23 protein-coding genes are annotated in these 22624 nt (G+C 58.0%); 12 read left to right on the top strand and 11 right to left on the bottom strand.

Annotation, left to right across the window (positions count from 1 at the left end; translation table 11 throughout):
- Positions 1-90: 90 nt before the first annotated feature.
- From BLW80_RS30515 to BLW80_RS30520, 5 genes are all read left to right on the top strand, one after another.
- Entirely contained in the window at positions 91-912 is an 822-nt protein-coding gene (locus BLW80_RS30515) for a hypothetical protein (RefSeq protein WP_170849798.1), read from the top strand.
- Between the two features lie 139 nt (positions 913-1051).
- Complete coding sequence (locus tag BLW80_RS25390) at positions 1052-1282, top strand: hypothetical protein (protein ID WP_093761175.1); 231 nt, start codon at positions 1052-1054, stop codon at positions 1280-1282.
- 508 nt (positions 1283-1790) lie between these two features.
- On the top strand, positions 1791-2180 hold the full coding sequence (locus BLW80_RS30070; protein WP_139285939.1) for a hypothetical protein: 390 nt from the start codon (positions 1791-1793) through the stop codon (positions 2178-2180).
- A gap of 190 nt (positions 2181-2370) precedes the next feature.
- Positions 2371-2646, top strand: a complete 276-nt coding sequence (locus tag BLW80_RS25400; protein ID WP_139285940.1) for a hypothetical protein — start codon at positions 2371-2373, stop codon at positions 2644-2646.
- Between the two features lie 1564 nt (positions 2647-4210).
- On the top strand, positions 4211-4387 hold the full coding sequence (locus BLW80_RS30520; RefSeq protein WP_170849799.1) for a hypothetical protein: 177 nt from the start codon (positions 4211-4213) through the stop codon (positions 4385-4387).
- A 135-nt stretch (positions 4388-4522) separates the two neighbouring features.
- On the opposite strand, the gene BLW80_RS25415 is transcribed toward BLW80_RS30520, so the two are convergent.
- Genes BLW80_RS25415 through BLW80_RS25425 form a run of 3 tightly spaced genes read right to left on the bottom strand, consistent with a single transcriptional unit; the run spans position 4523 to position 5434 of the window.
- Positions 4523-4786, bottom strand: a complete 264-nt coding sequence (locus BLW80_RS25415) for a hypothetical protein (RefSeq protein WP_093760786.1) — start codon at positions 4784-4786, stop codon at positions 4523-4525.
- A 59-nt stretch (positions 4787-4845) separates the two neighbouring features.
- Positions 4846-5199 carry a hypothetical protein gene (locus BLW80_RS25420; protein WP_093760788.1) on the bottom strand — a complete coding sequence of 118 codons (354 nt, stop codon included), beginning with the start codon at positions 5197-5199 and terminating at the stop codon, positions 4846-4848.
- Positions 5200-5203: 4 nt separating this feature from the next.
- Entirely contained in the window at positions 5204-5434 is a 231-nt protein-coding gene (locus BLW80_RS25425; RefSeq protein ID WP_093760790.1) for a hypothetical protein, read from the bottom strand.
- 974 nt (positions 5435-6408) lie between these two features.
- On the opposite strand from BLW80_RS25425, the gene BLW80_RS25430 reads away from it, so the two are divergent.
- Genes BLW80_RS25430 through dinB form a run of 5 tightly spaced genes read left to right on the top strand, consistent with a single transcriptional unit; the run spans position 6409 to position 9381 of the window.
- Positions 6409-6813 (top strand): hypothetical protein, encoded by a 405-nt coding sequence (locus tag BLW80_RS25430; protein WP_093760792.1) that lies wholly within the window; start codon positions 6409-6411, stop codon positions 6811-6813.
- A gap of 43 nt (positions 6814-6856) precedes the next feature.
- Positions 6857-7306: a hypothetical protein gene (locus BLW80_RS25435; protein WP_093760794.1), complete on the top strand. Its 450-nt coding sequence runs from the start codon at positions 6857-6859 to the stop codon at positions 7304-7306.
- 2 nt (positions 7307-7308) lie between these two features.
- Complete coding sequence (locus BLW80_RS25440) at positions 7309-8031, top strand: SOS response-associated peptidase (RefSeq protein ID WP_093760796.1); 723 nt, start codon at positions 7309-7311, stop codon at positions 8029-8031.
- A complete protein-coding gene (locus BLW80_RS25445; RefSeq protein WP_139285941.1) occupies positions 8021-8290 on the top strand; it encodes a hypothetical protein in 270 nt (89 codons plus the stop codon). The genes BLW80_RS25440 and BLW80_RS25445 overlap by 11 nt, the downstream gene beginning before the upstream one ends.
- Positions 8269-9381, top strand: a complete 1113-nt coding sequence (gene dinB, locus BLW80_RS25450) for a DNA polymerase IV (RefSeq protein WP_093760800.1) — start codon at positions 8269-8271, stop codon at positions 9379-9381. The genes BLW80_RS25445 and dinB overlap by 22 nt, the downstream gene beginning before the upstream one ends.
- A gap of 5 nt (positions 9382-9386) precedes the next feature.
- Here the strand turns inward: dinB and BLW80_RS25455 are convergent, their stop codons facing one another.
- Positions 9387-11774, bottom strand: a complete 2388-nt coding sequence (locus BLW80_RS25455; RefSeq protein WP_093760802.1) for a PAS domain S-box protein — start codon at positions 11772-11774, stop codon at positions 9387-9389.
- A 162-nt stretch (positions 11775-11936) separates the two neighbouring features.
- Between BLW80_RS25455 and BLW80_RS25460 the strand changes: the two genes are divergently transcribed.
- Positions 11937-12305 (top strand): hypothetical protein, encoded by a 369-nt coding sequence (locus tag BLW80_RS25460; RefSeq protein ID WP_093760804.1) that lies wholly within the window; start codon positions 11937-11939, stop codon positions 12303-12305.
- A gap of 9 nt (positions 12306-12314) precedes the next feature.
- Here BLW80_RS25460 and xth read toward each other — a convergent pair whose 3' ends face one another.
- From xth to BLW80_RS25480, 4 genes are all read right to left on the bottom strand, one after another.
- Complete coding sequence (xth, locus tag BLW80_RS25465; protein WP_093760805.1) at positions 12315-13085, bottom strand: exodeoxyribonuclease III; 771 nt, start codon at positions 13083-13085, stop codon at positions 12315-12317.
- A 118-nt stretch (positions 13086-13203) separates the two neighbouring features.
- Positions 13204-15459: a xanthine dehydrogenase family protein molybdopterin-binding subunit gene (locus BLW80_RS25470; protein ID WP_093760808.1), complete on the bottom strand. Its 2256-nt coding sequence runs from the start codon at positions 15457-15459 to the stop codon at positions 13204-13206.
- 20 nt (positions 15460-15479) lie between these two features.
- Positions 15480-16493: an FAD binding domain-containing protein gene (locus BLW80_RS25475; RefSeq protein ID WP_093760810.1), complete on the bottom strand. Its 1014-nt coding sequence runs from the start codon at positions 16491-16493 to the stop codon at positions 15480-15482.
- Positions 16490-16999 (bottom strand): (2Fe-2S)-binding protein, encoded by a 510-nt coding sequence (locus BLW80_RS25480; RefSeq protein WP_244528439.1) that lies wholly within the window; start codon positions 16997-16999, stop codon positions 16490-16492. Before BLW80_RS25480 ends, BLW80_RS25475 begins: the two co-directional genes overlap by 4 nt.
- 293 nt (positions 17000-17292) lie before the next feature.
- On the opposite strand from BLW80_RS25480, the gene BLW80_RS30075 reads away from it, so the two are divergent.
- On the top strand, positions 17293-17646 hold the full coding sequence (locus BLW80_RS30075) for a hypothetical protein (RefSeq protein ID WP_139285942.1): 354 nt from the start codon (positions 17293-17295) through the stop codon (positions 17644-17646).
- A gap of 119 nt (positions 17647-17765) precedes the next feature.
- Here BLW80_RS30075 and BLW80_RS25485 read toward each other — a convergent pair whose 3' ends face one another.
- The 3 genes from BLW80_RS25485 to BLW80_RS25495 all read right to left on the bottom strand — a co-directional run bounded on the left by BLW80_RS25485 (position 17766) and on the right by BLW80_RS25495 (position 22534).
- Positions 17766-18374: a cysteine hydrolase family protein gene (locus BLW80_RS25485; protein ID WP_093760812.1), complete on the bottom strand. Its 609-nt coding sequence runs from the start codon at positions 18372-18374 to the stop codon at positions 17766-17768.
- 285 nt (positions 18375-18659) lie between these two features.
- Positions 18660-18998 carry an integration host factor subunit beta gene (locus BLW80_RS25490; RefSeq protein ID WP_093760814.1) on the bottom strand — a complete coding sequence of 113 codons (339 nt, stop codon included), beginning with the start codon at positions 18996-18998 and terminating at the stop codon, positions 18660-18662.
- Between the two features lie 353 nt (positions 18999-19351).
- On the bottom strand, positions 19352-22534 hold the full coding sequence (locus BLW80_RS25495) for a GAF domain-containing hybrid sensor histidine kinase/response regulator (RefSeq protein WP_093760816.1): 3183 nt from the start codon (positions 22532-22534) through the stop codon (positions 19352-19354).
- Between the last annotated feature and the right edge of the window lie 90 nt (positions 22535-22624).

Raw genomic sequence — 22624 nt, forward strand, 5'->3', positions numbered from 1 at the left:
GACTCTACTTCGCTGCCGGTGCCGGGCGGTTGCGAGAGAACAGGTCTCGCCTCGCGTATTAACTTCCATGATCCCACCAGCTTCGCCTTGATGGCGATCGACACCCTCACCGAAGCGGACATGAGCGTGATCGACACGCTCGATGCCATCGAGACCGTCCAAGCCGAGGCCGTGTCGGAGCTGGTCCTCGAGGCACCGGCCGTTGATGGCGAAACCTTCGAGCTTGTGATGGCGAATGTCGATGACGACATGGTCGAGAAAGCCGTCCTCGCCGTCGCAAAGACGATCGAGCCGGGCGTGACGGCCAGTCGCCAGGAACGACCCACTTCAAGGTGCTTGACCGCCGTTCAATTGCGGAGTTGGGTTGTGTCCTGGTTGACCCGGTTTGATATACCTAGGTCTGATGATCAGACATCACCCGTCGCACCGTCTAATCACATTATGGCTGCGCGGAGCAACGCAGCGGCAAATTCAGAGCGGCCGCACAGTCTGTTTTCCCTCCGCGCGCTACTTGTCTGTGAAGAACGTCAAGAGTACTTTGCCCTTTTCGCCGATCAGGCAGAGGAAAGTCCGGCGCGTATCTTGTTTGCCCTTCTCCAGATAAGCGTCGCCGATGACGATGGTCCTAATGGGCGTGTCTTCAACTTTCGTGTTCGCCTTCGCTACGGTCATCCCGTCCACATCAAAAGTGACATCTTTTACCGCGGGATTTCGTTCACGAAGAGCGATCAAGCCGGTTGTCCGACATGCTTCCAACTCCGGATTTGCGCCCTGAGCGAACGACGGATGGATCGACATCCCGAGTGCCAACGCCGCTACGGCAGTCAAACAAAGGGCTCTAAGTTCGCACATGAACAGTTCTCCGGTTTAATGCTGCTGAATGTACCGCGAGCTCGGGTCCGGGCGCGGTGATGCAGAACAAGACGAGTGTGTTCGGATAGTTCCATTTCAACGCGAAATCTGCATTGCAGCGCCCTGGGGCGAGATCAAACACCCAGCGGTGGAACAACCCGGACATGGCGCACTTAGACTAGCCAACCGAGGAATGAATATGTTGAGATTTATCACGCTTGTAGCTGCGGCGTCCTCTTTCCTTGCTTTTCCGGTGCTCGCGCAGCAAGGAGGCACCGATCAGGAAAAGGCCGCGTGCGCGCCCGATGTTAAAAAATTCTGCGCGCGGGTCATTGACCAAGGTGACTTAGTGATCCTGAGCTGCCTGCAGCAAAACCGCGCCAACATCTCAAAAGCATGCAATCAAGTGCTCGTCGATCACGGACAGTAGGATTCGTAGAGGCTGACTTGATCGTGACTTTAGCGAAAAACAGCATCATCAACTCCGGCACTGAAATCGGTCCTGTATTTAGGGGCTTCCTGTATATCCTGGACGATCTCAGCGTCCCCAAACTTAACTCAGTTTGGGGTTCCCGGTGGGTTGAAACGCGATAGCACCAACGCGCTTGGAATTGTGGCTAAGACCGCGCGCAGTCGTGCCTGCGGAGTGACACTCGACCACTTGACGCGGAACTGGTTCATGCGGACCCGGGATGTAGGTTGGCGATGCCTTAGAACGTTTACTCCAATAGGCATCATAGACCGGTCGCACGCCTCCCTGGAACAGTCGACGCGCACTGTGCCGCCAATAACAACGTCGGCTTCAGTTTCCTGAAGCTCCATCCCGGCGTCACAGCCGACGACGCTTTGGAGATGCCGAGCCAACTTCTCTCTACGATTGAGCAGAGCCTGCAGGCCTTGCGGCCACCAAGTTGCACCGGATGTCAACGAAGAGTGCAATGGCCGGAGCCTCAAACGCGGCGGAAGGCTATAGCGCGCGCAACCGATCTCGGACGGGTCCTTATCGCACCGCCATCATTCCCACTGCACTCAGCCATCAAGAATTTTTTGCTGACCCACGCCGGGCCGTCGCTCCTGAGCATCGCAGGGAAATGATCGGATCAAACCAGCCTGTCCGGTATGAAGCACTGATCACGTACCGGGCTTTGGATGCCGTGGGCGCTGTCATTCAAGAGCAGGCGAGTTGCACCTTTAACTCGCTAAGCGGGGGCGACGCGCCAAATAAGACAGGCTGGGTCTTGATTGACGGCGAGTACAATCTGGACTGGGTCAAGCGGCAGAATCCCAATTCTAGAGAGAGGTTCTTTCGCATACTCAAAAATTCGTAGCGTAGAATCGGCTGGATGCCGCGTTCCTGAACAAACAAGGATTGAGCATGACGCTGACCATCAAGACGAAGTACGGCGCCCAATGGACCGAGCCGGTGAAGGTCTATTTCGGCTCACACTAACGCCGTGACGCCCTCCCCGCCATCGGGTAAAATGGCGGGATGCATCAAACTCGCATGAAATGCCGCCGATGTTGAAGCAGAATACGTTAGTCGCTCTCGGTATCTGCTGTATTGGCTTTATGCTGTGGTTTGGCCTGTCTCAACTGACGAGTTTGTTCTCAACGGGCGAGTTGTTCGGTCGATCTCACGGTACAGAGGGGCCGAGCCAATTCAGTATGATCACTTACGAAAGCGATCCGCTTAATTTCTTGGCTGCTCTCGGCACGGCCGCGGTACTGACGGTGTTCGGACTATACTTGTTCGTCAAGCTGCTGCTGCGCATCGGGCTGTGGTGGGGACGCTAGTGGAGAGTTCCTTCCTCCTGACCAGTCCCCCGTGAAGCCCTCACCGCCGTCCATATGGCGGGATGCAGGACCATGTTTTCTCTTCTAGGGCGTGTACTCATAAATCGCGCGCTTAAGGGTCGTCGTGATATGCCACACTGGTCAAGTTTCACGAGATCGAAGAGCAAGGAAAGCATGGGCCCGCGCGGACAAAATTGATGGAGCCGCCGGCAAAGATGGAGCCGGGGCAGGTAATCTGAAATGGCTAAATGACCAAAAAACTTGCTCTTCTTGTCATATTGGTCGGATTGAGCTTGTGGTTTCTGTGGGGCCTAAATAGACCGTACCACTTCGCGGAAAATGCCTTCGCGATAAGCGATCTGAGGACGCCTGAATCCAACACGGCTTTGGTCTCTTTGACGTGTCCGAGAGAAGCAATAAGAGACCGCGAGACTTGCGGTTGCATCCGAACCGCGATCTACGCCAACACCAGTATGTTCGAAAGATATCTCTTCACTTACGCTAATAGCTGGATTTCAGGCTACGGCGTTTGGCAGGGCGGCAGAAGCGCAGGACTGACAGTCCCTAAGATCAGAAAAATGTCCGACCGAGTGTTTCGGTTGGTCCCGGAGCTAAGTCGTCAGTGCGAAATCGAACGCGCGGCCCAATTGAACAGCCCGCAATCTATAAAATAGAAATGTCCGCTGCGGGTCATTCGCGTCGTTTTTAACATGTTTGCGGCATGTCCGATACACAAGAAAAATGCCCCTCACACGATCACTGTTCGTAGCATCTCGACGGGCGTCACGGGCTGGCCGACTCCAGCCTCTGACTAATCCCGCGAGATCGGTCCCATGGCGAGACGCCCGATTAACAAGACCTGGACGCCTGAAGACATCGCGCGACTGATCAGCCTCGCTGAGAGCAGCGCAACGGTTCTGCGCGCCGTTGCCACCCTTGGACGGCCGGCGATGCGATCGAAGTATTCCTGCTTTCGGTGGCCTAGCTCTTGGCTCACAACAGCAATAGAGGCAAGCCCAGCACCAACAGGAAAATGACGAGAACGCCAAGTCCTAGATTATCGTCGCCCTTTACGTCTCTTGAGGCTGTCGGTTCGAGCGTCGACATTTGTCAGCCTGACAATAAGCCAGCCACTTTACGACGAGCCATCCAACGCCCGTCTGCTGGCGCCTGAGATAGATTTGATTTCCACCCATTACCATCGTCACCATCGTCATGGCCCCTCTAGGAGGCCGCTCGAAGCGGGCGAGCTTCAAGAGCTTCCATGTATTGAGCAATGGCTCTGTTTGAGAGTAACAGGCGGCTCCGTATCCCCTGCCGTATCATGGTTTCAACCGAGTGGAGTAGAGTGTGCGAGCAGAACTCGGCGTCCTCGATCTCGCCTACCCGTTCCAGATAATCCCATGCAATCTGAATCGCCTCTTCCATAAGGACAGCGAGGTGAACCAGTTGGGCAGGATTGTTTCTCATGCCTATCAAACGGCACGAATTGGATTCGTTCCGCGCAAACCGGGAACGCACGATTAAACCCGAGGTCATGAACATATAAAAGAAAGGACAGGCTATGAGCGTCGAGAAAACAAACCCGGCAAGCGAAGACGACCGCGATAAGCAGGACTGGGGTAACCAATCACAGAGCAACGAGCCCTGGAAGCAGAACGCTCAGAACACCACCGACCCGAGCCTGCCGGATACACCAAAGCCGGACTTGGAGAAGTGGAAAGACACCAACACCCACTGACCAACAAATAGCCCGCCGCACCGGAGGACTCCAATGCGACGGGCCTTTTCGAAGCCGCGTTGGGGCGCGGCCTCACTGATTGAATGTGAAGTTACCTGAAACGTTCCGGGGTCCGACCAGCGACCTTCCGTACCGCTAGTGCCGTTCGGAGAGCCGATCGTAGTTTTCTTTCACGATTGTTCTGAGGTCAGCGCAGACGGCTGATTGGGATGACCCGGCCGCAAGATCAAGGAACGCCCGACCGAAGGCTTTCGTCTTTTCGCGGACCATTAGATCAGCTTCATCCCATGCGGCCGTCCCCCCAAGCATAAAAACTTGCATACGTAATGCGACGACCCGGCTCGCTTCGAAGCCGAGAAGGGAAGCTTCGGTCATTGCGACGAGAGTAGATGCAAACATGATGGCTCCAATGGCGATAGTTCCGGCTCTAAACGGACGGGACCGCATTGGAACACCGGCTATCGAGCATCGTTCCCCGGCAGGTGCGTAAGCTGCCCCGCGGCTGCAACGTCGCGCGCCGCATTCAGCGCTGTAACGGCGATTTCTCGAAGCCGATCCCGCGGAAAGTTCAGCCGAAGCATGGCTTGGAAGCCGAGTTCGTAGTTTCCGAGAATTTCCTGCTCGAGCACAAGCGCGACGGCTTCTATCTGCGCCTGGGAGGGTGGCGGATCTGGAACGATATCGGCTGACAACTTTCTGATGGAGCCGCCCGCCGCGAGGACGGCCTCGGACATCAAGACACCTATTTGGACGTTCAGCGCGCCTAGTTTCAGCAAGCCGTCGACAATTTCGCGAGCGGGATCGTAACTCATCTGCCTACCAACGGCGCCGCCGTGCGATCGCTGCCCCGAAAAGAAAAGCAACCAAGAGGGCGCCCAATGGCGCGTCCCGTGTGACCTTTGCCAGAATGTCCAACGGTCTGCCGGGCTTGCGGCCCTCGTCGATCGCTGAGCTGACCCGGTCGGCGGCGTCTTTGACGCCATCGATGACGACATCTTTCAAATCCTCGGCCGGCTCGGCAGCCGGTAGTGGCGTTTCGTGTGTCATTTTGTGATCTCCTCGCTGCAGCAGCACAAGCTCGCGATCGGGCATATCGTTCCAACCAAGTCGGCACGACACTCGGTTAGTGGGACAAGGTGTGAAGCCCTGGGAGTGACGCCGGCCAAATGGCGGCATGGGAACGTTATGATCTGCAAGCCGTTCGTTCATCCATGGCGGCAAGGTGCGGCCACAAGGATGTGTCATGCCAGCCGATCAAGAAACAGTCGTCGCCCCGCACGAAACTCCACAGACCGATCACACGCCTGTCCCAGCCAAAATGCTGACCATCGGACTGGTCGTTTGGCTGCTAGTAGGCGGGTTGGCGGTGCTCGGCGCATACGCCTTTCTCCTTCGAGGTTGATCAAGCCTTCCCTGGACCGAGAGCAGGAGCCGTGCCCGTGCTTCCTCGTTGTCCTGCTGCCCCCGTGACGCCCTTCTCGCCATCAGCTAAAATGTCCGGCATGAAAGCTGACAGTCGGCTAGCAGTATTTTGTCTCGTGTGTTTCGCTATCTTGATAGCGGGCATCATGGTCGAGAAGTTCTGGGATTGTCGTCTCACGAAAGGCCTGACGGAATCGGAGTGCTTGTTCACGCCTGCTCCGTATACCGTGCCCTAGCGGACGCCCACTGAGGCGGCCTCACTTTCCGCGCTCGATGTCACGGGCCTGTTGTTCCAGTTCGTCAGTAAGTTCAAGAATACGTCTGGCCGTTTCAGGATCAGTGGTCATACGCGCCATGGCCCGATACTTATCGACCTTGTCACGAAGCTCTCTGACTGTGCGCCTTGTATGCATCTCGTCCTCCGCGTCTATAGCGTGACGCGGGAAGGAGAAATTGGTTCTTTAGAACGTCTCCAAATCCGCCTCTGCCGAAATTAAAGTGGCCAATAGGTTCAACGCAGGCCAGTACCCGCCGTTTAGAGGGGGAGATTCAACCTCCACGGACTCGACTTTTGTTCTTGATATGTTCTAATTGAAGGCATGAGTGACAGACCCGCAAGCTGGCGCATGCCGACGCCAAAACAGATGGAAAAGCTGGCTTCCAAGCTAGACCGGCAACCCGAACCTGCCAGCCCCATGCCCGGCCCTGCGGACGACCTGCCGGAAGCATATTGGGACTCGATCGTCCGGGATCCTCGCGGTCAGATCTGCACCGGCGTTCCCATCCAGCAACGGCGCCTATCGGAAATTCCACGCCATGTTCTGCGTGTCGCCTGCCGACGGTGCGACCGCATCGTGGAAATTCAGACCGTGGATGCTGTGCGCCTCTACGGAGCCCATGCCGTCTGGAAAGACGTCGGCAAGAAGTTGCTCGACAACGGCTGCCAAGAACGCACAGGACGCCTTGAGGAAGACGGGTGCTGGCCGTCATTTGAGACGACATAGTATTTTTGATTCTTCTTTTTGACCGTCGCGCCTGGATGCCCATATGGCTCCGAAATATCATCCCACGCCCCTCTCCGGCGGCGACCGGAAAGCTCTGAGCAAAGAGCTCCGGAAAGCGCGCGGGATGACTGCCATCCTTGCCACCCAGTCCGACGAGATGAGGTCGAAGGGCGACGCCCTGATCAGGCAGGCTGATCGGCTTCTCTGCGAAAGCTGGAACGAGCGCATGTGGGCGGACGGTGAGCCGATAGATCCTTCCCCAACGATTGATCAGGCCATCAACGGCGGCTTCCCCTGGCTGGAGATTGAATGCTCGCGGTGCAAGACGCCAAACAACATCGACCTCGCTGCGCTACGCTGTCCGCCAACCACCTTCGTGCATGATCTCGCCAGCAAGCTAAGATGCGAGAAATGCAGAAAGGCCGGGAAGCGGCCGTCCGCGACGCTGCAACAGTTAGGCGAGCGACCGCGGCAATTGCGAACGGACACTTGATAATGTGCAATCTCTATTCGATGACGAAGAACCAGGACGCCATCCGCCGGCTATTCAATTTCGACGTCGACAGCACCGGGAACTTGCCTGCAATGTCAGGCATCTTCCCTGACTATGCGGCACCGATCGTGCGCAACGCCCGCGGCGGACGGGAATTGACGCTGGCGCGTTGGGGGATGCCGTCGTCCCAGAAGGCACTGCTCGAAGCCACTCAGAAACGCGCTGCCAAACTGGCAGCGAAGGGCAAGCAGTTCGACTTCAAGGAATTACTCCGGATGGAGCCGGACGGCGGTACGACCAACATCCGGAACGTGAAGAGCGCCCACTGGAAGCGCTGGTACGGGACCGAGCACCGCTGCATCGTTCCGTTCACTTCGTTTAGCGAGTTCAACAAGGATGCCGGTGGCGACATTTGGTTCGCACTCGACGAGAGCCGCCCCCTCACCTGCTTCGCCGGCCTGTGGACAAACTGGACTTCCGTTCGGAAGGTGAAGGAAGGCGAGACGACCAACGACCTATTCGCGTTCCTCACCACCGACGCCAACACCGAGGTATTCGCAATCCATCCGAAAGCGATGCCTGCCATCCTCACCAAGCAGGAGGAGATCGACGTCTGGATGAATGCCCCGTGGGACGAGGCCAAGTATTTGCAGCGCAAGCTTCCAGACGGATCGCTTAAGATCGTCGCCCGAGGTCAGAAAGAGGATGGTGCCGATGCGCAGTGAATGGATTGCCGCCCTCGCCATTATGCTGCCCGCCGCCGCGCCGGCGCAAGACATCACGCAGCGCCCTGTCCGAACCGAGCGTATCTCGGGCGTTCCGGTGGGCGTGGGCCTTTACGAGGTCGCTCCCGACGGGACCGTCCTGATCGACTGGCGCGCCGTCGAGGCAGCGGCCGAGGGCTCCGCCGATCGCGCATCCACTCCGGTCGCGAAGGCGATGCTGGCGATCAGAGACAGCAAATGGAAACCGATGGCCCGGTGACGGACGACGTCGCGCCGGAAATCCGACAGCGTAAGATCATCCATATCGACATGGACGCCTTCTACGCATCAGTCGAACAGCGGGATAATCCAGAGCTTCGCGGCAAACCTGTCGCCGTCGGCGGCTCACGGGAGCGCGGCGTCGTGGCAGCAGCGAGCTACGAAGCCCGCAAATTTGGCGTCCGCTCGGCGATGCCGTCCGTTACGGCCAAGCGTCAGTGCCCAGATCTGATCTTCGTGAAACCGCGCTTCGAGGTCTACAAGACTATCAGCCAGCAGATCCGCGAGATCTTCGCCGAGCACACGCCGATCGTCGAACCGCTATCCCTGGACGAGGCTTATCTGGACGTCACCGAAAACCTTCAGGGTATTCGACTAGCGCGCGACATTGCGCTAGCGATCCGCGCTAAAATCAAGGACGAGACCGGGCTTAACGCCTCCGCCGGCATCTCCTACAACAAGTTCCTGGCCAAACTCGCCTCCGACCATCGCAAGCCAAACGGTCAGTATGTCATCTCTCCGGAGATGGGCCCGGCCTTCGTGGAGACGCTGCCCGTCAGCAAGTTCCACGGCATCGGCCCGGCGACTGCGGCCAAATTCAGTGGATTGGGTATCCAGACAGGCCTCGACATCCGGAACCAGTCGCTGACATTCCTGGAAGCGCACTTCGGCAAAGCCGGGACCTATTACTACTGGATATCACGCGGCATAGACGAGCGTCCTGTCCGCGCCAACCGCATCCGGAAATCCATCGGCGCCGAGAACACTTTCTTCGACGACCTCACCGAGTTCAACGCCATGGTCGCTGCGCTGCAGCCACTGGTCGACAAAGTGTGGCAGCACTGCGCGAACACCGGAAACCGCGGGCGAACCGTCACGCTGAAGGTGAAGTTCGCTGACTTTGAAATCATGTCACGAAGCCAATCAATGCCGACAGCCGTATCAAACCGTGGAGAACTCGAACGGGTCGCAATATCACTTCTCGAGCGCTCAATGCCACTGCCGAAAGCAGTGCGGCTGCTCGGTGTGTCGCTATCGACACTTCGGACGAAGGGGGACGACGCGCAATCCCAGTTCCAATTACCAATCTAGCAGCGCTAGGCCGATTCAGTCCGTCGGTCAGTGATCGCCTTGCGCAGCGTGCGCGACAAAAGCTCAACCGAATACGGCTTCTGGATGAGTTCAAAGCCTGTATGGGCGTTTTCGGCTAGAACGTGGCTGTAGCCACTTGTCAGAACGACCGGCAATCCAGGGTATTGGTCGCGGATAATCGTGGCCATCTCCACCCCGTTCATGCCGGGCATGATGACGTCCGAAAACACAAGGTCGAATGCGAATTCGTCCTTGGCTAGAACGTCCAGTGCCGCGGAAGCTGACGTCACCCAGTCGGTTGCATATCCGAGATCCTGCAGAAGCTCTGTCGAGAATCCCCCGACGTCCGTATTGTCCTCGACAACAAGAACGCGGTGCCCCCGCCCGCTTGTCGCCGCGCTTGCTAATGGCGGCGCGCTGCTTTCGACTTCGGCGCCAGTTTCGGCCCGCGGCAGATAAATTGTGAACGTCGCGCCCGCTCCAAGCGTGCTTTTGACGCCGATCTCGCCGCCCGTCTGTTTGGCGAACCCGAAGGCCTGACTCAAGCCGAGGCCCGTTCCTTTTCCCACGTCCTTGGTCGTGAAAAATGGCTCAAAAATCGCATCCAGGTACTCGCTAGCTATGCCGACGCCAGAGTCAGTTACGGAGACCGCGATGAAGTCGCCCTCCTTCAGAGGATGAGAACGCATCCCCGGAATCGAGTCGACTGCCGCGACACCAATGACGAGGCGCCCTTCGCCGTTCATGGCGTCGCGTGCATTAACAGCGAGATTGACCAACGCGGTTTCGAACTGCGTTATATCGGCCATGGCGAACTGGGCGGCAGTATCAACTTCCAGATCAATCTGAATTCGGCCGCCGACCAGTGGTCGGATCAGATTCGCCACGCTCGCGACCTGCGTACAAACATTGAAGACGCGCGGAGCAAGCGGCTGTCGGCGAGCGAACGCAAGCAACTGTCCGGTCAGCTTGGCCGCACGGTCAACTGTATCGGAAATCGCGTCGATATACCGCCCTCGTCTCTCATCTGGAAGATCGCGCCGACGAAGAAAATCTGTGGCTGACCTGATAATCGTCAGGAGATTATTGAAGTCGTGCGCCACGCCTCCGGTGAGTTGTCCGACCGCCTCCATCTTCTGAGCCTGGCGCAGAGCGTCCTCGTTCCGGCGACGCTCGGTCACATCGACGGCCTCTGCCAAGACGGCTGTAATCCTACCTCCACTGCCAAATACCGGGCGCATGGCGAGGTCGAGATGCCGCTCCGTCCCGGATAGGTTCAATTGAACTTCGGCGCGCCACGCATCGCCGCTCAGTGCGGTTTTAAACGCGCTGAGAACTCGTTCGGGCATACGGGGCGTCGCAGTAAACCAGGGCGTATCCCAGAACGGCATCCCAAGCACTGTCTTCGCTTCGACCGCGATGGCGGCAAGTGCGACCGCGTTGGCGAAAACGAGCGTACCATCGAGCGCGAGCAATCCCTGATATTGGTTGGTCGTCTCCAAAATGGCTCGTAAATGAGCCTCGTGGGTATGAAGTTGCGCGGTTCGCTCTTCAACCCGCCGTTCAAGCACCTCATTCAACCCACGTAGTTCGATCTCTGCTTCTTTTGCAATCGTGATGTCGTGGGCAACCCCAATAAAGCCGATATGCTTACCCGCCGGGTCCCATCGGGGTTGCGATTCGGATCTGACCCAACGCCACGCGCCATCCGCACGTCGATATCTGCTTTCCAGCACGAACGGCTTTAGGGATGCCTCACCTGCAATGCTCTCGCGCATGACGCGCGCCATATCGTCCGGGTGAAGGATGGTCCTCCAATCGAAAGCCAACGCTTCTTCATATTCAAGGCCAAGAAATTCCAGGTAGGCTTTGTTTGCGAAGGACCGCGTCCGATCAAGACGTGTCACCCACATCGGGACTGGCGCACTGTCGGCGATCAATCGGAACCGCTCTTCACTCTCGCGTAGCGCCTCTCTGGCGATCGCACGTTCCGTGATATCGATATGAGCGCCGATCATCCGCAGCGGTCGACCTTCTGGATCACGCTCGATACGCGCCTCCGCCACGATCCAGCGAATTTCCCCGTCGCTGGGCCGAATGATGCGATACTCCGAAGAATAACGTTCCGCATTGCTTTTCAGAAGGTCCAGAAATTGCCGCTCAGCGCGCTCCCGGTCGTCCGGATGAAGCCTGGCGACCCAGTCTTCATGTGTCTCGTTTGCAGCTTCAGGGGGTAACCCGTGTATGGCGAGATATTCAGGTGATCGTCGGTTCTGAAATCCATCGCGCAGGTCGACGATCACACCGCCGACTTTCGCGATCCGTTGCACCTCCGCGAGTTCGCTTTCCCGATCGCGCAGGGCCTGTTCGGACGCTGTCAGTTCGTTCGCCACGGCTTCCTCGCCATCATGCGGCGGTCGGCCGCTCTCACACTGCTTAGCAAGGCGCAGGGGTAAAGTCCGCTAAAACGGCGTGCCCTAGGAGATCGCAACTCAATAACATGACGCAGAGTTCCAGCTTCTCGCCTATCTGGCATTTATGCTAAACATTATCTTATGAAGAAAACGACAGTAGCAAAGCAAAAATTAAAAGGCCGACCTGCGACCGGCCAAACGCCAATGCTCGGCTTTCGCGCCGCAGACGAACTACGCGGCAGGATTGTTCATTGGGCCGAATTTCAGCCGGACGCTCCGAGACTCTCAGAAGCTGTGCGCCGCCTTGTCGAACTGGGCCTTACCGTTAAACCGTCTCGCAGAAAGAACGTCGCTCATAGAGCCCGTGCCAGTGAGATGGCCGCCGGCGCAATCGACAAGCTGACGGACAAGGGCGCCAGTGCGGACGATCAGGCCAGTCGGAAGCGGCGCCTGCTCAAAGGGCCCGAGGAATTCCGCGACGTCCGGGTTGATCGGAAAGCCAAAAAGTAAGGAATAGCACTACTTCAGCACTATCCACGCTGGAGCATGGTCGCTTGCATCCAGCTTGCCGCGCACCTTTCGGTCGACACCGGCCTGCGCAAGCCGCGGGCTCAGCGCAGGACTGAGAAGCAGATGGTCAATGCGAAGGCCAGCGTCACGCTCGTAGCAGTTCCGCCAATATGACCAGAACGTATACATCGGCTCATCCGGATGCTGCTCGCGCAGCGCATCGATCCACCCCTTCTTGAGGAGCTTGCCGAACGCCGCCCTGCTTTCCGGCTGCACGAGCGCATCCTTGTCCCACGACTTGGTCGAGTAGATGTCGAAGGGCGTTGGCACGATGTTGAAGTCGCCGGCGATAACAGCAGGAGCACCGGACTTGAGCAGTTTGCCGGCGTGGGCGTTCAGACGCTTCAGCCAGGCGAGCTTGTAATCGAACTTCGGTCCCGGCTGCGGATTGCCGTTGGGTGCGTAGACGCAGCCAACGAGAACGCCGTCGACGGCAGCCTCGATGTATCGGCTCTGGTCGTCGCTCTCGTCACCAGGCAACCGCCTGCGCGTTACCACGATCTTGGATTCTCTAGCGAGGATTGCGACGCCATTCCAAGTCTTCTGCCCAACCCACTCGGCAAAATAGCCCGCCTTACGCAGCGCATTTTCCGGGAATTCGGACTTGGCGGCCTTCAACTCCTGAAGACAGGCCACATCCGGTTTCGACGACTTCAACCATGCCAGCAGATTGGGCAATCGCTTGTTGATATCGTTCACGTTGAAGGTAGCGATCTTCACGCGCTCTCCTGATCCGAGGCTTACGGACATTTAGCTCAGTCATGCAGCGGCCCGGGCCCCAAAGCCGACAAGTGAAGCTCCATCGGCGTATGCCACCCTTGGCCTGTACGAGATGAACTCAGGACGGTCGTGGAGCGTTCAAAATCTTGTCAATCGTGATGGGAAAATCACGCACCCGCACACCAGTTGCGTGAAAGATCGCATTAGCGACGGCAGACGCGGTTCCCACGATGCCGATCTCGCCCAGGCCCTTGACGCCAAGAGGGCTGACCTTGTCGTCCTTTTCGTCGACGAAGATCACTTCAATATCCTCGATGTCGGCATGGGCCGGAACGTGATATTCGCCGAGATTGGCATTCATAATCTTGCCGAGGCGATGATCCGTCATGGCTTCCTCGTGAAGCGCCATGCCGATTCCCATCACCACACCGCCTAGGATCTGGCTGCGGGCCGTCTTGGGATTGAGGATCTTGCCCGCCGCCGCCGCGCAGACGACGCGCGTCACGCGAACGACACCCAGATCTTCATCCACGCGCACTTCCACGAACACGGCGGAATTCGTGTAGCTGATGTATTTCAGCATCTGCCGCAGGTTCGGGCTGACTTTGCCCTGCTCGGTGATTTCCGTGAGCTCGGCGGCGTGCATGACTTCGAAAACGGAAAGCCCGCGCGCCGGATCATCCGTCCGGAAGATGCGTCGATCCCGAACCTCGACGTCTTCGAAACTTGCATCCGCAATAGGCGAATTGGCCATCTTCCTGGCTTGCTTGAACAGAGAATGCTTGACCGCCTCACATGCGGCCTGAACTGCCGAGCCGTTTGACGCTGCGGTCCACGAACCTCCTTCGACCGGCGACATCGGCAGAGTCGAATCGCCGATCCTGGCCTGAACGTCTCTGAGTGGTAATCCGAACGCTTCGGCGCCGATCTGCGTCAGGATTGTCCAGGTCCCAGTGCCAATATCGGACGCCGCCGTTGCCACCTCCAGCGTCCCGTCCACCTTGAGAGTCGCAGTAGCCTGGGCCTTTTGCAGGAAGGCGTCCCACATTCCCGTTGAGACGCCCCATCCAATCAACTCGCGACCCTCCCTCATGGCACGCGGCTTGGGGCTTCGCTTCTCCCATCCAAATGCCGCAGCGCCCTTGCTGTAGCATTCCAGAAGCGCCTTGGATGTGAACTGCTTGTTGGTGTTTTCATCCTTCGAGGCGAAATTAATCCGCCGGATTTCGAGCGGACCGATACCGAGTTCGTATGAAAGTTCATCGAGCGCGCATTCGAGCGCTGTCACGCCGATTGCTGCGCCGGGTGCGCGCATGTCACACGGCGTGGCCGTATCGAGCTTGGCAAGCTGATAGGTCAGCTTGACGTTGTCGCAGTGATACATCATGCCCGACCAATTGACGACAGCCTCCTGATAATCCTCGTAATGGGAGGTCGAGGCAACGGCATCATGCATAATCGACTGCAGCCTCCCATCGCGATCGGCGGCGAGCGAGACGGTGTGGAAACTGTCCGGCCGGTAGCCGATATGAAACATCTGCGCGCGCGTCAGCGACACCCGGACCGAGCGTCCGAGTTCGAGACTGGCCATGACGGCGAAGAACAATTGGTGCTGCGGCCGCAAGCCGGCACCGAAGGCGCCGCCTACATAATGATTGACCAGGCGGACATCCTTGCTCCGCAGTCCGAACACTGAGGTGACATAGCCCTGCGCATTCTGCGAGCCCTGCGTCTTGTCATAGATCGTCAGCTTGCCGTCGCCCTCGAACACGCAGGTGGTGGCGAACATCTCCATCGGATTGTGGTGCTCGGCATTGACCCGGTAATCGCGGCTGATCTTGACGGGTGCATCTTGAAACGCCTGCTCAGCGTCGCCGCGCGGGTCCGGCGGCGGCGGAATACCGCTACGCTTCTTCGGAGGCACATAGGCCTCTGCCCGCTTCGCCTTAAGCTCGGTACAGTGCGCATCGACATCATAGGCAATGCGAACCAGGGAGCCCGCATCGCGGGCGGCCTCGAACGTTTCGGCGACAATCAACGCGACCGGCTGACCGTCAAACAGGATACGGTCCGAATGCAGCGGCCGGAACGGATGGCCAGGAGGCGCGACTTCGTCCCGCCAGCTACGATCAAGCCATGCCGCCTTGCTGCGATTTTCGTGCGTGAAGATTTCGACGACGCCTGGAAACTGCCTTGCTGCATCCAAGTGCATCGCCGCGATCCGTCCAGCGGCGATCGTACTACCAACGATGTAGCCATAGAGCAGATCGTCAGCAGGATACTCCGCCGCGTAGTGCGCTTGGCCGGTCACCTTCAGCCTACCGTCGACCCGGTTTGTCGGACGTCCGATATGCGTGATTTCACCAACTGACATGCGATGTTCCCGTTAACTTTCTAGTGGAGCGATTTGTCGGCCTGGTCCTGCGGCGTGCCCGCAGCCGCCTGCTCCAGGGCACGAACGATAGCGCGGCGAGCAAGCTCGATCTTGAAGTCGTTGTCACCCTGCCCCTTCGCATCACGAAGAATGAAATCAGCGACCTGCGTAAAGCTCTGGTTCCCGACTCGCTCGCCTTTCAGCGACTTTTCGGCGTCGAAATCCCGCCATGGCTTATGCGCGACCCCGCCGAGCGCGATCCGGGCGTCCTGAATGACGCCCTCATCCACGCGCAGCGCGGCGGCGACGGAGATCAGCGCGAAGGCATAGGACAGCCGGTCCCGGATCTTGAGATAGGTGTGATGGGCACCGAAGTCGGGCTCTGGGATAATGATCGATGTAATGAGCTCGCCCACCTTGAGCGTATTGTCGCGTTCGGGCTCTCCGCCGGGGAGGCGGTGGAAACCAGACATTGGAATCGATCGCTTGCCCTCCGGCCCCTCGACTTCGACGGATGCATCGAGTGCAGCCATCGCGACGCACATGTCCGACGGATGGACCGCAATGCAGCTATCGCTCGCGCCGAGAATGGCGTGAATGCGATTGACGCCGCCAATGGCGGAGCAGCCACTTCCTGGCTGTCGCTTGTTGCAGGCTGTGGACGGATCATAAAAATAATAGCAGCGGGTTCGCTGCATCAGGTTTCCCCCGGCTGTAGCTGCGTTTCGCAACTGCGGCGATGCGCCGGCAAGAATGGCGCTTGACAGTATGGGCCACTTTTCCCGAACGTCTCGATGCCACGCCAGATCGGTATTGGTAACCAGAGCGCCGATGCGCAGTGCTCCGCCGGAAGTGATTTCGATCGATTTGAGCGGAAGCCGGTTGATGTCGACCAGCCGCGACGGCTGCGCCACATCGTATTTCATGAGGTCGACGAGATTGGTGCCACCCGCCAGCGCGCGCGCTGCAGGTTCATTCAGCGCCGCGATGGCATCGGCCACTGTGGCCGGGCGGATATATTCGAACCGGTTCATTCGGCGGCCTCCTTCGCCGCGATGCGCGGCATCAGCACGTCCTCGACCGCGTCGGCGATATTGGTATAGGCGCCGCAGCGACACAGATTGCCGCTCATATGCTCGCGTATCTCGGCCCGACTACGGGTGTGACCTTCCGCCAGCAGGCCCGCCGCTGAGCAAATTTGGCCAGGCGTACAGTAGCCGCATTGAAACGCGTCGCGCTCGATGAAGGCGACCTGCAGCGGATGCAGTTCGCCGTTCTGAGCCAGACCTTCAATAGTGGTGATCTCGGCGCCATCGCGCGATACCGCGAGTGCTAGGCACGAATTGACGCGTTTGCCATCGACGAGCACGGTACAGGCGCCGCATTGTCCCTGATCGCATCCCTTCTTAGTCCCGGTGAGCGAGAGGCGCTCGCGCAACAGGTCTAGCAGCGTCACCCACGGCTCTACTTTGAGCTCGTGCAACGTTCCGTTGATCGTCAGGGAAATTGGGATCTGTGGGTGAGGTGGGATCTGGTTCACGGGGGGCGCCTCGCTATGCGTTCGCCATCAGAACCATTCTAATCGTAGGATGTTCCGTTTTCTTCCGCCCTCAGGATCGGCTTGCCCGCACCGGTCGGCGAGGCCAACCTTCCCGCTTCTGGCGTCTCAGGCGCGCCGTGGGAAGGCCGCGAGGATGCTGTCGGAACCGCCTCTGGCAAATGGGTGAAGGAGAAGCGAGTGTTGTTCCAGCGTTGCGTGATGTCCGTCGCCAGGAACAACAAACGAGCAAGTTAATTCATCCAGCTCGGGGCATGACAACGAACGAGGACAATATGAAGAAGACGTTGATAGCAGTAACGGCAACGGCACTGATGATTGCTCCTGCTGCATTCGCACAGAGCGGTGCAAATCCGAGCGCGCCTCAGGTCAATTCCGCAGGCAACGGCGTTACACAGCCCGGCACCACCAGTACAGGGACGGCAGTCGATCGCCCGACATCGAGCACCCCACACGCGGCGCCGCACGCTGCAGGATCGCAGACTGGCAACAATGCGAGCTCCCTTAGTGGATCGAACGCAGCGACTGGAACTACCGGGTCTAACAGCTCTGCCGAAGGTCGCACTTCGGGCGGCGGCGGCGGCGGTGCTGGTGGTGGCGCAGGTGGTGGTGCCGGCGGCGGCAACTAGCGCGTGATGCCAGCCAGAAGGAGACCCCGATGATCGGGGTCTCCTCTTTATGGGTCTTGGTCGCCCGCGCCGGTGGCGCGCCAAACACTTCGCTCGTCCGGCCCTAGCCCTAACTGCATTCAAGCCTGCGACCATCTTTCAAGGATCTCGGCACAATCTGCCAGTTCGATCTGTAGGTCGAAACGCTGGGCGTACACGCCAAGTAAGGCATCGTGAGTTTCGTCAGCTGAGCTGCACATCGCGTCTTGGGCAACGATGATTCGATAGCCCAGATCAACGGCACTCAAGATGGTTGAGAGAACGCAGACGTCAGTCTCCGCGCCGCTTACAATCAAGGTATTGACGTTACCGTCTTGCAGAATATCGTGAAGTCTTCCATTCGAGAACGCAGAATACGCAGACTTGTCGCAGACAATCGCCGGTGGGACATGTCGCTGCAAAGGGGGCATAAGCTCGAGGAGTTGCGGGTCCAGACGTTCGCGCGTGACCACCCGCCATTTTTGGAAGTAGCTCTGCCACATCCCATTTGCATGCTCGGGCGACGCCGGGGGAATAAAGCGCGTAAAGACAGTCCGTGCCGGGTCACGCTCGACGAGGCTTTCCACCGCCGGGATGACACGTTCGAGCCAAGGTGTCGGCCAAGGCCCTTCGGGACCGAACAGCCTCTGCATGTCCAGACACAAGTGCACTGCCCGACTGGTGTCTATTCTTGATCGGAGCTCGCCCATCTCAGGTCCACGTCCTGCGAAGTCTCTTGTAAGTCCACCAGCAAGAACCTGCGGTTGCCGCCCATACCAGAGATGCCAGCGCCAAGCTGCTCCAGGGAGCCGCGGCATTTAGGAGGACTGCCAATAAAGTAGCGGATGTCGTTGAGGTTTCCGCCTATTCGTTTGTGACACGCAGTATGCATTTTCCCCAGACAGGAAAGAATCTGCGCGTGAGGAAAGCGCCGGTCCTTGGCGATCGCGCCTAAAATGTTTTCAGACTTCCCCCTACGATTAGACAAAGCTGGTTTAACTCCCCGAAAAACCAGCGGCCGGTCTTGAGGCAGCGCTCATTTCCGGCGCGGCATTTTCGCGATTCAGGCGATCGCGCATTTCCTTTCCGGCCTTGAAGAACGGAAGGCTCTTTTGGTGCACGGTAACATGTTTTCCAGTACGTGGGTTGCGGCCTGCACGAGCGGGGCGATGCCTTACCGAGAATGCGCCGAAACCGCGAAGCTCAGCCCGATCACCGCGTGCCAGCGCAGCGACGATCTCATCGAGAATCGCGTTCACGATGTTCTCAAGGTCCCGCTGGTAGAGGCGCGGGTTTTGCTTAGCGATGCGTTGAACAAGTTCGGATTTGACCATCGTGACGTCGGAAATTTAGCGGGAGGCCGCATTTCCTCGATCTGACTTGCGCTGTCAAGACGCAATAAATCGGGGCATCGTCGAAAAACCTGACGCGGCGAGACCTATTGATCTGCACTCACCAATCTTGCAGCGGGACCAAATCATCCACTTCTGCTTACATAATCCAAGTGCGTATATCCCAATCGATTTGCTGTCTGTTCCTGATATTGAGGCCTCCGTGCACCTTCGATCTGGCTGATGGGCATTAGCCGAGGAGCGTCAATTGATCGCGCTGATCGAGGGAATACGTCGGCAGCCAGAGCTCCTGTATCTGTTGTTTTCATTCAGCTTAAGGCGCCGCAGCTTTGTACTTAGAGGCCGTCAAGCAACGCCCTGACCTTTTCTGCAAGATCGTTGATTGTATAAGGCTTTGAGATCAGATGCGTACCCGCGTCCAGAACGCCATTATGGACTATGGCGTTTCGCGTATAGCCCGTGGTGAACAAAATCTTGGCGTCGGGCAACAGCGGTTGGAGGACTTTTGCGAGCTCACTGCCTGTCATTTCGGGCATCACCACGTCCGTGAAAACCAAATCAGGCCGTGAGCCGTTCTCAATGAGGTGAATAGCTTCTCGCGCGCTTGCAGCTTGTATGACCGAATAGCCAAGTTCTCGAAGCGTCTCGACAGAAATCGCTCGCACGCGTTCTTCGTCCTCAACCACCAGGACCAGCTCTTGATGCTGCCCCACGTCTGCGCGCACCGCCCCAGTCGGAGCATCGGTCGTAACCTCGCCGTAGAAACGCGGCAGGTAGATTTTCACGGTCGTACCAACATCAAGCTCCGAATAAATCTTTACATGACCGCCCGACTGACGCACGAAGCCGTATACTTGACTAAGGCCAAGGCCCGTGCCTTTTCCGACCTCTTTGGTCGTGTAAAACGGATCAAAAACTTTGTTCAGCACATCGCCGCTGATACCGGCGCCGGTGTCGGTCACTGCGATGAGAACGAACTGACCCGGTTCAATTGAGTACTGTCGGGCATACGCCGAATCCACGGACGCGTTCATCGTTTCGATCGTCAGTTTCCCTCCTTGAGGCATGGCATCACGTGCATTGACTGCGAGGTTGAGTATCGCGCTCTCAAGTTGAGCCGGATCGGCTTGGACATTCCACACACCCGCTGCGAGCACCGTCTCGACTCCGATTATCTCACCCAGCGACCGATCGAGGAGCTCGCTCATACCCGCAATCATACGATTCACGGCGATAACTTCCGGCGCTAAGGGCTGCTGACGGGAAAAGGCCAGTAGACGCTGAGTTAAAGTGGCCGCCCGGTTCGCGCCGTCCAGGGCTCCATCGATGAAGCGGGTGATGTCAAAGTCACCCTTTGCCAGCTTCCGGCGGGCTAAATTCAAGCCGCCAATGATCACGGCGAGCATGTTGTTAAAGTCGTGAGCTATCCCTCCAGTCAATTGGCCAACCGCCTCCATCTTTTGGGCCTGCCGCAGCTGCTCCTCCGCCTTCGAACGCTCGGCAATCTCTGCAGCCACGCGCTGCTCCAGACTGATATTGAGTGCCTGCAGTTCCGCTTCGGCCCGTTTTCGCTCGGCGAGCTCCCTTTCGGCGGCTGCAAACAGTCTCGCATTGTCGATGGCTGTCGCCGCATGCCCCGCAATCCCCAAAAGCGCCGTTTCATGTTCTTCCTGGAACTTGCCGGTTTCTTTATGGCCAAAGAACAGTCCCCCCAAAACGTCGCCGGTGCGCGAGATGACCGGTACCGCAAGATACGAGCGCACCGGAAGGTGGCCTTCGGGCATTCCCTTGCGGGGAACGTTCTTGCCATATCGCGGGTCGGCGAGGATGTCTTCCGATCGGACCACCGCCGTGCCAAGGAACGTCGGCTCAAACACGGCTGTATTTCGCGGCATCGGAAAATTCGCGAATGCCGATCTGGGCACGCCTGAGAGCGCGTAGAGCATGTAGCTCCCGCCCTCAGGCGAGAGAACATTGTAGAAGAATGCCCCAAATTCCGCGCCGCAGAGCTCAAGGCCAGCATCCGTAACGGTCTGGACAATGGTCTCCAGATTACGCTCCCTGGCGACGGTTGCCCCCGTGTCATTCAAGATTCTGAGATGCCGATCGGTTTTCTTACGCGCCGTGATGTCAATGACAGTGCCAACAAAGCGCACTGCGTTGTGATTGACGAATATTGCGTCCCCCGTCGCAGCGAGCCAACGTTCGATTCCGTCCTCGATCCCAATCGTCCGATACTCGATGCGATACGTCTCGGGGGAGGAAGGGTCCAGCGCTTTGGTCACCGCGCGATGAACACGATCGCGATCGTCAGGATGGAGCCCCGCAAGAAACGATTCTTCATATGAAATCTCGGCTTGGGAGGACAGGCCAAACAGGGCTTTACATCTCGCGTCCCAGCGAAGGACGTTATGTATCGGGTCAAAGTCCCACGTTCCGATACCGGCTGCGTTGTTAGCAAGGCCGAGGCGTTCTGCGGCTTCGCGCGCCACCTCTTCAGAACGGACCCGCTCAATGTGAGCCCACGACCTTTCGGTAACTTCCCCGAGAAGGGCCAGCTCGCCAGCGGCCCAGCGATGAGCGGTCTGATGATGTATTGCCATCAATGCCGTTAAGCAGCCTTCTTTGACGAAGGGCATGCAGATGGTGGATCCGATCCCAATATCCTGGAAGGTTTGGGCTTCTTCCGGATCCAATTCTTGAGCATTGTCATTGATGATCAACGGCCGGCCATTACCGAGCTCTTGAACGGCCTTTTTGCCGAAGTCAGCAAGGCTGTAGTGACCCAAGATGTGTTTCGCGCCAGGTGCTGCCCAATCCCCGCGAATAGTGAAGCCGTCCTGATCTTCATCCATGTCAGCATAGGCGCAGTTAGACACGTTGAGGTGCTGGCCTAGCATCCGGGTCGTGATTGATAGAATTTCGTCGGCCCTCCTGCACTTCGCGGTCTCTTTGCCGAGTTCATCCAGAAAGGCAAGACGGGCTTCACTCGCCCGTATAGTTGCCTCTGCTCTACGACGTTCTACCGCAGTCCGGGTCCGGTCAGCGACCTCCCGTACGAGGTCAAGTTCGGCGTCTGACCATTCTCGAGCTTCAGCATTGTTGAGATAGAGCAACGCCACTACGCCGTTTGGCTCAAGGATAGGCATGTTCACCAAGGCGCGTGCTGAAATAAGCTCGAGGGCCCTCGCTTGATCTCCTACTCGACCATCTTTCTGAGCGTCAGCAAACACGACGGTCATGCCGCGCTTCAGATCCTCAATGTAGCTGCCGTAGTCGCGGAAATGCAGAACGCCAGCAAGGCTTGTTATGCCCGGCGCATTCCAGTCACGGCTTATCGTGATCGTTTCAGCGGAAGGGTCAATTGTTCCATATCCGGCGCGGCTGACACCGAAAGCCCGCCCTAAGGTTTCCGCAGCGGCGTACGCAAGGTCATCAGGGTCTGATATCTGGCGTATATGATCGCCTAATGTGGAAAGCACCTCGTTACGCAGCTCCGAAGCCATCATTCCCGTCATACCAAGTCCTCAGCTGTCGGCAGCTGTACAAGGTCGCCACAACTCGAAGTGCTTCGAACGGGACTGAGAAAAAGGCTCACGTGACCCCAT

This window comes from Tardiphaga sp. OK245 (assembly GCF_900108575.1).
Lineage (GTDB): Bacteria > Pseudomonadota > Alphaproteobacteria > Rhizobiales > Xanthobacteraceae > Tardiphaga > Tardiphaga robiniae.

Excerpts from the sequence above, each read along its gene's own strand:
- BLW80_RS30515 (WP_170849798.1), top strand. The coding sequence starts at position 91 with ATGGCGATCGACACCCTCACCGAAGCGGACATGAGCGTGATCGACACG.
- BLW80_RS25390 (WP_093761175.1), top strand. The coding sequence starts at position 1,052 with ATGTTGAGATTTATCACGCTTGTAGCTGCGGCGTCCTCTTTCCTTGCT.
- BLW80_RS30070 (WP_139285939.1), top strand. The coding sequence starts at position 1,791 with ATGGCCGGAGCCTCAAACGCGGCGGAAGGCTATAGCGCGCGCAACCGA.
- BLW80_RS25400 (WP_139285940.1), top strand. The coding sequence starts at position 2,371 with ATGTTGAAGCAGAATACGTTAGTCGCTCTCGGTATCTGCTGTATTGGC.
- BLW80_RS30520 (WP_170849799.1), top strand. The coding sequence starts at position 4,211 with ATGAGCGTCGAGAAAACAAACCCGGCAAGCGAAGACGACCGCGATAAG.
- BLW80_RS25415 (WP_093760786.1), bottom strand. The coding sequence starts at position 4,786 with ATGTTTGCATCTACTCTCGTCGCAATGACCGAAGCTTCCCTTCTCGGC.
- BLW80_RS25420 (WP_093760788.1), bottom strand. The coding sequence starts at position 5,199 with ATGAGTTACGATCCCGCTCGCGAAATTGTCGACGGCTTGCTGAAACTA.
- BLW80_RS25425 (WP_093760790.1), bottom strand. The coding sequence starts at position 5,434 with ATGACACACGAAACGCCACTACCGGCTGCCGAGCCGGCCGAGGATTTG.
- BLW80_RS25430 (WP_093760792.1), top strand. The coding sequence starts at position 6,409 with ATGAGTGACAGACCCGCAAGCTGGCGCATGCCGACGCCAAAACAGATG.
- BLW80_RS25435 (WP_093760794.1), top strand. The coding sequence starts at position 6,857 with ATGGCTCCGAAATATCATCCCACGCCCCTCTCCGGCGGCGACCGGAAA.
- BLW80_RS25440 (WP_093760796.1), top strand. The coding sequence starts at position 7,309 with ATGTGCAATCTCTATTCGATGACGAAGAACCAGGACGCCATCCGCCGG.
- BLW80_RS25445 (WP_139285941.1), top strand. The coding sequence starts at position 8,021 with ATGCGCAGTGAATGGATTGCCGCCCTCGCCATTATGCTGCCCGCCGCC.
- dinB (WP_093760800.1), top strand. The coding sequence starts at position 8,269 with ATGGAAACCGATGGCCCGGTGACGGACGACGTCGCGCCGGAAATCCGA.
- BLW80_RS25460 (WP_093760804.1), top strand. The coding sequence starts at position 11,937 with ATGAAGAAAACGACAGTAGCAAAGCAAAAATTAAAAGGCCGACCTGCG.
- BLW80_RS25470 (WP_093760808.1), bottom strand. The coding sequence starts at position 15,459 with ATGTCAGTTGGTGAAATCACGCATATCGGACGTCCGACAAACCGGGTC.
- BLW80_RS25475 (WP_093760810.1), bottom strand. The coding sequence starts at position 16,493 with ATGAACCGGTTCGAATATATCCGCCCGGCCACAGTGGCCGATGCCATC.
- BLW80_RS30075 (WP_139285942.1), top strand. The coding sequence starts at position 17,293 with ATGAAGAAGACGTTGATAGCAGTAACGGCAACGGCACTGATGATTGCT.
- BLW80_RS25485 (WP_093760812.1), bottom strand. The coding sequence starts at position 18,374 with ATGGGCGAGCTCCGATCAAGAATAGACACCAGTCGGGCAGTGCACTTG.
- BLW80_RS25490 (WP_093760814.1), bottom strand. The coding sequence starts at position 18,998 with ATGGTCAAATCCGAACTTGTTCAACGCATCGCTAAGCAAAACCCGCGC.
- BLW80_RS25495 (WP_093760816.1), bottom strand. The coding sequence starts at position 22,534 with ATGACGGGAATGATGGCTTCGGAGCTGCGTAACGAGGTGCTTTCCACA.